This is a genomic window from Agromyces seonyuensis (assembly GCF_009789225.1).
Taxonomy (GTDB): Bacteria; Actinomycetota; Actinomycetes; order Actinomycetales; family Microbacteriaceae; genus Agromyces; species Agromyces seonyuensis.
Map to the genome: position 1 here is coordinate 71,893 of NZ_WSTA01000005.1, position 7,958 is coordinate 79,850.

Consider the following 7,958-nt stretch of genomic DNA (forward strand, 5'->3'; position numbering starts at 1 on the left):
GGCGGCCGGGCGCGCCGTCAGGGCCCGACTCAGAAGCCGAAGTCGCCGAAGTCGCCGCCGCCGAAGTCCCCGCCGCCGCCGAAGTCGCCCCAGCCGCCCTCGCCGCCGGAGGCATCCGAACCGGCTGCCTCGACCGACGCGTCGTCGGCCGCGGCCTCGTCGGCGCCGCCCGCGCCGTCGAAGTAGGACGGGTCGGGCAGGAACGCGGACATGATGGCCGAGCCGATCACGTAGCCGGCGATCGAGCCGAGGAGCGAGCTCGCGAACATCGAGCCGAACGACGGGCCGCCGGCGTACTGCGCGCCGCCTCGCCGCTCGTCGCGCTGGTCGGAGCGCTCGTCGACGCCCGGCTGGGCGTACGACGCCCCCGGAGCTCCACCCGCGAATCCGGCCGATCCGGACCCGGGTGCGCCCGGCGCCGGGATCGAGCCGACGACGCGCTCGATCGTGCCGGGCTGGCGCAGTTCGGCACGGGTGGCCGCACGGGCGAGCGCCGACGGCTCGTCGGAGACCAGCCGCTCGCCGGCGGGCATCTGGTCGGCCAGCCCCTGGTAGACGAGCCGGCGCTGCTCGGGCGTGAGCTTCGCGAAGGCCTCGGTGTGCACCGCCTCGATGGACTCGGGCGGCGCCGTGCGCAGCAGGTAGCGGTAGCGCTCGACGGCCTGCTCGTCCTCGCTGCGCTGCGCCGGGGCGGGCGCCGCGGGGCGGCGCGGCGGCTCGGGTGCGACGGGGCCGAACAGTCGATCCAGGAATCCCATGTGATCCTCACTCCATCGGGTCGGTGCGGATCGTCAAACTATCGCCCGACGCCGCCGGAACGCTGTGAGGATGCCCACTGCCGGGCGCTGTTCGCCCAAGGCGGAGCGGCGGCTGCGCGGGAGACGGCGAACGGGCCGGTCGCGCATCGCGCGACCGGCCCGTTCGGGGAGACCGACTGCTACTCCGCGGCGGCGCGCTCGATGACGAGCTCGCGCACGCGGGCGGCATCCGCCTTGCCCTGCATGGCCTTCATGACCGCGCCGATGACCGCGCCGGCGGCCTGCACCTTGCCGTCGCGGATCTTCTCGAGCACGTCGGGCTGCTGCGCGAGCGCGGCGTCGATCGCCGCGATGAGCGCGCCGTCGTCGGAGACGACCGCGAGGCCGCGGGCATCCACGATCTGCTGCGGCGAGCCCTCGCCCGCGACGACGCCCTCGAGCACCTGGCGCGCCAGGCGGTCGGTGAGCGTGCCCGCCTCGACGAGCGCGGCGAGCTCGGCGACCTGGGCCGGGGTGGCGAGGTCGGCGGTCTCGCGACCGGCGGCGTTCGCGAGGCGGGTCAGTTCGCCCGTCCACCACTTGCGGGCGGCGGCGGGCGACGCGCCCGCCTCGACGGTGAGCGCGACCTCGGTGAGGAGGCCGCCGTTGGCGACGTCCTGGAACTCGAGGTCGGTGAAGCCCCACTCCGCCTTCAGACGACGACGACGGGCCGCGGGCGGCTCGGGCAGCGCCGCGCGCAACTCGGCGATGAGCTCGGCCGAGGGCTGCACGGGCAGCAGGTCGGGCTCCGGGAAGTAGCGGTAGTCGTCGGCGTCGCTCTTCGGACGGCCGGCGCTCGTCGCCCCGGTGTCCTCGTGCCAGTGCCGCGTCTCCTGCGTGATGGCCCCGCCGTCGGCGAGGATCTGCGCCTGACGCTGGATCTCGTAGCGCACGGCGCGCTCGATCGAGCGGAACGAGTTCACGTTCTTCGTCTCGGTGCGGGTGCCGAGCTGCTCGGCGCCGCGCGGACGCAGCGACACGTTCGCGTCGCAGCGGATGTTGCCGTGCTCCATGCGGGCATCCGAGATGCCGAGCGCGATGACGATGTCGCGGATGGTCTGCACGTACGTCTTGGCGACCTCCGGGGCATCCCCTTCGGTGCCGTAGATCGGCTTCGTGACGATCTCGACCAGGGGCACGCCCGCACGGTTGTAGTCGACGAGCGAGTACTCGGCGCCCTGGATGCGACCGGTCGCGCCGCCCATGTGGGTCAGCTTGCCGGCGTCCTCCTCCATGTGCGCGCGCTCGATCGGGATCTGGAAGACCCGGCCGTTCGCGAGCTCGATCTCGACCTCGCCCTCGTAGGCGATGGGCTCGTCGTACTGCGAGATCTGGTAGTTCTTGCCGAGGTCCGGGTAGAAGTAGTTCTTCCGAGCGAACCGGCTCGACTCCGCGATCGAGCAGCCGAGCGCGAGGCCGAGGCTGATCGAGTACTTCACGGCCTCGCCGTTGACGACGGGCAGGGTGCCCGGCAGGCCGAGGTCGAGCGGCGCGAGACCGGTGTTCGGCTCGCGGCCGAAGGAGTTCGGCGACGAGGAGAACATCTTCGTCTTCGTGTTGAGCTCGACGTGGACCTCGAGGCCGATGACGGGCTCGAAGAGCTCGAGCGCGCGGTCGTAGTCCATGAGCGCGGCCTTGGCCATCAGCGGGTGCCTTCCTGGGTCGAGACGGCGAGTTCGGGGGCCTGCGCGAGCAGCGGGCCGCCCCAGCGGTCGACGAGGAGCGACTCGAGCGCGCCGCCGACGTTGTAGAGGCGCGCGTCCTGGCGCGCCGGGGCGAGGAACTGGATGCCGACGGGCAGCCCGTCCTCCGGCGCGAGGCCGATGGGCAGCGACATGCCGGGCACGCCCGCGAGGTTCGCGGGGATCGTGGCGATGTCGTTGAGGTACATGGCCATCGGGTCGTCGAGCTTCTCGCCGAGCTTGAACGCCGTGGTGGGCGCCGTCGGGGAGACGAGCACGTCGACCTGCTCGAACGCGTTCGCGAAGTCCTGCTGCACGAGGGTGCGGACCTTCTGCGCCGACCCGTAGTAGGCGTCGTAGTAGCCGGCGCTCAGGGCGTACGTGCCGAGGATGACGCGGCGCTTGACCTCGGGGCCGAAGCCGGCCTCGCGGGTCGCGGCCATGACCTGCTCGACCGTGCCGCCGCCCGCGGGCGCCTGGCGGAGGCCGAAGCGCACCGAGTCGAACTTCGCGAGGTTCGAGGACGCCTCGGCGGGCATGATCAGGTAGTAGGCGGCGATCGAGTACTGGAAGTTCGGGGCGGAGACCTCGACGATCTCGGCGCCGTTCGACGCGAGCAGGTCGAGCGCCTCGCGGTAGCGCTGCCGGACGCCGGCCTGGAAGCCGTCGCCGTCGAGCTCGCGGATGACGCCGATCTTCAGACCGGTGAGGTCGGCGCCCCGCACGGCCTCGGCCATCGACGGCCAGGACTCGTTCAGCGACGTCGAGTCGTTGGGGTCGTGACCGGCGATGACGTCCTGCAGGAGCGCCGCGTCGAGGACCGTGCGCGAGACCGGGCCGACCTGGTCGAGCGAGGAGGCGAGGGCGATCGAGCCGTAGCGGCTGACGGCGCCGTACGTCGGCTTGACGCCGACGGTGCCCGTGACGTGGGCGGGCTGTCGGATCGAGCCGCCCGTGTCGGAGCCGAACGCCAGCGGCGCCTCGTAGGCCGCGACGGCCGCGGCCGAACCGCCGCCGGAGCCGCCGGGGATGCGATCGAGGTCCCACGGGTTGTGCGTGGGGCCGTAGGCCGAGTGCTCCGTGGAGGAGCCCATGGCGAACTCGTCCATGTTCGTCTTGCCGAGCGGCACGAGGCCCGCGGCCTTGGCGAGGGCGACCGGCGTCGCGTCGAACGGGGAGACGTAGCCCTCGAGGATCTTGGAGCCGGAGGTCGCCGGCATGTCCTTCGTGACGAGCACGTCCTTGACGGCGATCGGCACCCCGGCGAGCGCGCCGAGCTGCTCGCCCGCGGCGCGCTTGCGGTCGACCTCGGCGGCCTGCGCGAGCGTCACCTCGGGGTTCACGTGGAGGAACGCGTGCACGGCGCCGTCGACGGCGGCGATGCGGTCGAGGTGCGCCTGCGCGGCCTCGACGGCGGAGACGTTGCCGGCGGAGAGCTCGGCGGACAGGTCGGCGGCGCTCAGCCGCGTGAGCTCGCTCACTGCTCCTCCCCCAGGATCGCGGAGACGATGAAACGCGAGCCGTCGGACTCGGGCGCGTTGGCGAGCGCCTGCTGCTGCGTGAGCGTCTCGCCGACGACGTCCTCGCGGAACACGTTCGTCAGGGGGATCGGGTGGCTCGTCGGCACGACGTCGGCGGTGGCGACCTGGCTCACCTGCTCGACGGCCTGCATGATCTGCCCGAGTTCCGCCGTCAGGTGCTGGATCTCGTCTTCGGTGAGCGCGATGCGGGCGAGGTTCGCGAGATGCGCGACCTGCTCCGCACTGATTTCGGACATGCTGCTCCGTCGTCTCGTGATGGGGATCATCCGATTCTATCGGCGAAGGCGGGCCGGGCCGTTCCGGCATTCGTCGAGGATGCCTCGGCATGGCCTCGACGGCTGCGTCGACGAGCCGATACGGTGGCGCCATGGGCGAGCGCGAGCCGCAGACCACCACCTCCGGGATCCCCGAAGGGGGACGGCGGCTCCCGCCGGTGCAGCGCTGGGTGTTCTACCCGGCCGCCGTCGTGATCATCCTCTTCGCCGGGTTCGCCCTGCTCATGCCGCACCTGGCGGAGTCGTTCTTCGCCGCCGTGCAGGCCGGCATCGTCAACGCGTTCAACTGGTACTACGTGCTCATCACGGCGGTGTTCGTCGCCTTCTCGCTGTTCGTCGGCTTCAGCCGCTTCGGCGACATCAAGCTCGGCCGCGACGACGACGAGCCCGAGTTCAGCCTCGGCTCCTGGTTCTCGCTGCTCTTCGCCGCGGGCATGGGCATCGGCCTCGTCTTCTACGGCGTGAGCGAGCCGCTCAGCCACTTCACGAGCCCGCGGCCCGGGCTCACGGGCACTCCCCCGGAGCTCGCCCAGGCCGCCATGACGCAGACGTTCCTGCACTGGGGCATCCACGCGTGGGCGATCTACGTCGTCGTCGGCGTCGCCCTCGCCTACGCGATCCACCGGCGGCGGCGACCGATCTCCATCCGCTGGACGCTCGAACCCCTGCTCGGCAAGCGCGTCGAGGGCGGCTGGGGTCACGCGATCGACGTCATCGCCCTCGTCGGCACGTTGTTCGGCGTCGCCACGTCGCTCGGCCTCGGCGTGCTGCAGATCAGCGCGGGACTCTCCGCCGGCGGGCTCGGCGAACCCACCGAGGGCCAGCAGGTCGTCATCATCCTCATCATCTCCGTCTTCGTGCTCGCCTCGGTGCTCTCGGGTGTGACGAAGGGCATGAAGTGGCTCTCGAACGCGAACCTCCTGCTCGCCGCGCTGCTGCTCGTCTTCGTGCTCGTCGTGGGGCAGACGGAGTTCCTCCTGCGCGACTTCGTGCAGTCCACGGGCGCGTACCTGCAGAACTTCGTCGGCATGGCCTTCAACGTGAGCGCCTTCCAGGGCGCGGCCGGGGAAGCGTGGCAGGCGGCCTGGACCTCGTTCTACTGGGGTTGGTGGATCTCGTGGGCGCCGTTCGTCGGCATCTTCATCGCCCGCATCTCGCGCGGGCGCACGGTGCGCCAGTTCGTGGCGGGCGTCATCCTCGTGCCCACCCTGCTCGGGATGCTGTGGTTCAGCGTGCTCGGCGGCTCGGCCATCTCGATCGAGCTCGGGGAACCGGGGACGTTCCTCGGCAGCGACGGCACCGTCGACCTGGAGGGCGCGCTCTTCGAGCTGTTCCAGCATCTGCCGGGCACTCCGGTGCTCACGGTCGGGGCGATCCTGCTCATCGGGATCTTCTTCATCACCTCCGCCGACTCGGGCGCACTCGTGATGGGGATGATCGCGACCGGCGGCCGGCTCGACCCCGCGCGCTGGCTGCGCGCCGCGTTCGTCGGCATCACCGCGCTGCTGGCGATCTCGCTGCTGCTCTCGGGCGGGCTCACCGCGCTGCAGACCGCGGCCATCATCTTCGCGCTGCCGTTCAGCGTCGTCATGCTGCTCATCTGCTGGTCGACGTGGGTCGCGTTCGCCCGCGAGCGCCGGGCCTACGCGAAGGCCGAGCGTGCGCGGTTCGTCGACCGCATCGGCGACTACTACGGGCTCGAGGTCGAGGAACCGGCCGCCCGGGGCGCGCTCGGCCAGGGACCGAAATGGATGCGCGGCTTGCAGCGCCGTTTCGGCCTCATCGGCCCGGATACCTCGCAGCTCGACGACGCCGAAGTGCGCCGACGCCTCGCCTCCGCCGCCGCGCTCGCCGCGGAGCAGTCCGCCGACGACGAGCCGGCCGTGGCCGACGTCGACCGCGCCGTGGCGGGCGATCCGCTCGCGCGGCACGACGACGACGACATCCCCGAGCACGGCGAGGACGATCCGCGCTCGCTGCCGCGATGAAGCCGCGCTACTTCCCGAAGAGCCCCATGCCGTGCTCGCGGAGCAGCCGGTAGGCGTCGGCGTACGTCTCCGGCTCCGGTTCGTCTTCGGCGCCGTACTTGGCGATCAGCAGGCCGAGGAGCCCCTTCGCCGGCGGAGAGAGCGGCAGGTCCGGCGTCGATTCGCCCGGATGCGGCGACCCCGCCTCGGGATTGGCCGGCACGTACTGCGGGACCGGCGACGGCCAGGAGGCCGGGTCCCGGGCCTCGGTCGCGTTGAGCGCGACCGAGAGGTCGGCGACGTCGTGCGGGCGATCGCGATCGGTCAGGTGCTGCAGCCCGTAGCGCCGGCTCAGCGTCTTGACGAGGGCGGCGTGATGGAACTCCTCGCGGACGACCGTGCCCGGCGCCGTCCAGGCCGAGATCGCGATGGCGGGCACCCGGACGCCGAGGCGGTCGAAGGCGAAGCCCATCTCGCCGTCCTCGCTGTCGTCCGGCGGGGTCGCCGCCGGCGGCGGCACGTGGTCGTACGTGCCGCCGTGCTCGTCGAACGTGAGCAGCAGCAGCGTGTTCATCGCGTTCGATCCGGTCTGGGAGCGGCCGCCGCGCACCGCGTTGTACACCCGCGAGACCAGGGCGTCGCCGGCCCGCACGTCGGAGACCGCCGAGTCCACGATCGGTTCGCCGTCGAACTCGCTCGAGCGCACCTTGCCCACCGGCGGGTGGAAGTCGTTGTGGTCGTAGACCATGCGCGGCTCGACGAATGCGTACACCGGCAGGGTGCCGTTGCGGCAGTCGTCCTCGAAGTCGGCCATCGTCGCGAAGTGGTCGGTGCGCCAGTACTGCTCGAGCGTCGGCGCGTGCAGGAACCCGGTGAAGGAGACGAGCTGCATCTCGTCGAAGTAGATGCGCCAGGTGAGCCCCGCTTCCTCGAGCCGATCGAAGATCGTCGGGCTCGGCTCGGCCTGCAGCCACTTGCCCGGGCCGCCGTTCTCGGCGTTCGTCACGAAGCCGTGGGACGTGGAGGCGTGGAAGAACGAGCGGTTGCAGAACGTCTGCGACGGCACCGCGCAGTGCCAGTGATCGAAGACCGCGAACTCCCGAGCGAGCGTCGAGAGCACCGGCAGCATCGAGGGCGCGAACCCGCCCATGATCTGCCCGAGCTCCGCGTCGGCGATGGCGGCGCCCTTGCGCAGGCTCACGAGCCTGTCGTGGTAATCCCGCACGAACCCCGACATGTCCGGCTCGGACTGGTCATCGGGCGCGTTGTAGGGCTCGTCGAGCTCCGACGGATGCTTGCCAGCGTTCGATCCCGGGATGACCGTGCCGAAGAGCTGCGTGTTGACGTACGGGTACTCCTCCCCCGGGTCGGGGTCGGGCCGCTGCATGATCGAGTCGGTGGCGCCGGTATAGACGTGCGCCGCGATGACCGTGCCGTCCGGGGCCGTATTCGCGTGGTCACCGAAGGCGACCCCCTCGAACGCCCCGCCGTCCGGCGGCGGCGACTGCGGCGTGTAGAGGTGGCCGAGCAGGTTGTCGAACGAACGGTTCTCGAACATCACGACGACGATGTGGTCGAGGGGTCCTGCTCCCGTCGGCGTGGGCGTCGGGCTCGCGCCCGGCGCCCCGCCGTGCACCGCGGTCGCGATCGCCGCTCCCGCTGCGCCGCCGGCGACGGCGCCAGCGGCGAACACGCC

General features: G+C 71.7%; 6 protein-coding genes. 1 reads left to right on the forward strand and 5 read right to left on the reverse strand.

The genetic code is table 11. The features are described from left to right. Nucleotides 1-29 precede the first annotated feature (29 nt). From GB864_RS02300 to gatC, 4 genes are all read right to left on the reverse strand, one after another. Nucleotides 30-758, reverse strand: coding sequence for a hypothetical protein (locus tag GB864_RS02300; protein ID WP_160422731.1), 729 nt, complete (start codon nt 756-758; stop codon nt 30-32). A 179-nt stretch (nt 759-937) separates the two neighbouring features. Then, a complete protein-coding gene (gatB, locus tag GB864_RS02305; protein ID WP_160422732.1) occupies nt 938-2,440 on the reverse strand; it encodes an Asp-tRNA(Asn)/Glu-tRNA(Gln) amidotransferase subunit GatB in 1,503 nt (500 codons plus the stop codon). Beyond that, nucleotides 2,440-3,960 (reverse strand): Asp-tRNA(Asn)/Glu-tRNA(Gln) amidotransferase subunit GatA, encoded by a 1,521-nt coding sequence (gene gatA / locus GB864_RS02310; RefSeq protein WP_160422733.1) that lies wholly within the window; start codon nt 3,958-3,960, stop codon nt 2,440-2,442. Before gatA ends, gatB begins: the two co-directional genes overlap by 1 nt. Continuing rightward, nucleotides 3,957-4,256, reverse strand: coding sequence for an Asp-tRNA(Asn)/Glu-tRNA(Gln) amidotransferase subunit GatC (gene gatC, locus GB864_RS02315; protein WP_160422734.1), 300 nt, complete (start codon nt 4,254-4,256; stop codon nt 3,957-3,959). Before gatC ends, gatA begins: the two co-directional genes overlap by 4 nt. Nucleotides 4,257-4,387: 131 nt before the next feature. On the opposite strand from gatC, the gene GB864_RS02320 reads away from it, so the two are divergent. After that, a complete protein-coding gene (locus GB864_RS02320) occupies nt 4,388-6,283 on the forward strand; it encodes a BCCT family transporter (protein ID WP_160422735.1) in 1,896 nt (631 codons plus the stop codon). A gap of 7 nt (nt 6,284-6,290) precedes the next feature. Here GB864_RS02320 and GB864_RS02325 read toward each other — a convergent pair. Then, nucleotides 6,291-7,958: alkaline phosphatase family protein (locus tag GB864_RS02325; protein WP_160422736.1), on the reverse strand; the 1,668-nt coding region annotated here is incomplete at its 5' end.

Excerpts from the sequence above, each read along its gene's own strand:
- GB864_RS02300 (WP_160422731.1), bottom strand. The coding sequence starts at position 758 with ATGGGATTCCTGGATCGACTGTTCGGCCCCGTCGCACCCGAGCCGCCG.
- gatB (WP_160422732.1), bottom strand. The coding sequence starts at position 2,440 with ATGGCCAAGGCCGCGCTCATGGACTACGACCGCGCGCTCGAGCTCTTC.
- gatC (WP_160422734.1), bottom strand. The coding sequence starts at position 4,256 with ATGTCCGAAATCAGTGCGGAGCAGGTCGCGCATCTCGCGAACCTCGCC.
- GB864_RS02320 (WP_160422735.1), top strand. The coding sequence starts at position 4,388 with ATGGGCGAGCGCGAGCCGCAGACCACCACCTCCGGGATCCCCGAAGGG.